This is a genomic window from Shewanella sp. Isolate7, assembly GCF_022398425.1.
In the GTDB taxonomy this organism is placed as follows: Bacteria; Pseudomonadota; Gammaproteobacteria; order Enterobacterales; family Shewanellaceae; genus Shewanella.
In genome coordinates, this window is record NZ_JAKEVJ010000181.1 from 1 (window position 1) to 838 (window position 838).

General features: G+C 42.6%; 1 protein-coding gene. It reads right to left on the reverse strand.

What is annotated here, in order from left to right; genetic code table 11:
- Nucleotides 1-126: 126 nt before the first annotated feature.
- The coding region (locus L1D47_RS20870; protein ID WP_345778779.1) for a methyltransferase domain-containing protein at nucleotides 127-838 on the reverse strand (712 nt) is incomplete at its 5' end.

The following is an 838-nucleotide window of genomic DNA, read 5'->3' on the forward strand; positions in this document are numbered from 1 at the left end:
TTTCTCCCTATTTCCACTATTCTGATAAAACATAATCTCATACACTCCAAAAATCATCCTTAATATTTTTCATTCTTCTTTTCTAGGCTGTTTACATTAAAAAGCAGCTTGAAAGCAGATAAGTAATTATTTTTTATCAATAAGTGCGTAATAAAAGCCATCTTGTTTTTCACTCGGTAAAAACATTTTTTCTTCACGCAATGTGGCATTTTCATGGCGTTGTAAAAATTTGCGACATTGCAAACTGTTTTCTTCTTCAAACACTGAACAAGTTGCCAACAGCATTCGTCCGCCTGATTTGAGGGTCGTCCATAAAACATCGAGCATGGCTTCTTGTTGTCGTGCGGTTTTGAGTGCATCGGTGGGACGGCGCAACCATTTGATATCGGGATTGCGCTTGATAGTGCCAGAGGCGGTACAAGGTACGTCTGCCAATATGGCATCATACAAGCAATCATCGTACCATGCTGATAAATCTTCTGCTGGCGCACAATGCAAAGCAGCCTGAAAACCTAAACGTGTTAAATTGTCTTGCACACGTGCTAAACGCTTGGCATCAATATCCAGCGCGGTTACAGCACAATCAGCTAATTCTAAAATATGCCCTGTTGTACCACCAGGGGCAGCGCAAGCGTCCAAGATGCGGTCGCCGTTTTGTGGATTCAGCAAATAGGCAGCTTGTTGTGCGCCAAAATCTTGTACGGAAACGACACCTGTGGCAAATTGGGGTAACTGACTCACAGGCATGGGTTCGGCAAGGCGAATGGCATAATCATCTAATATTTTGGCTTCAATATTCGCATCTTGAAGCACTTGTTGGTATTGCTCGGCATTCATG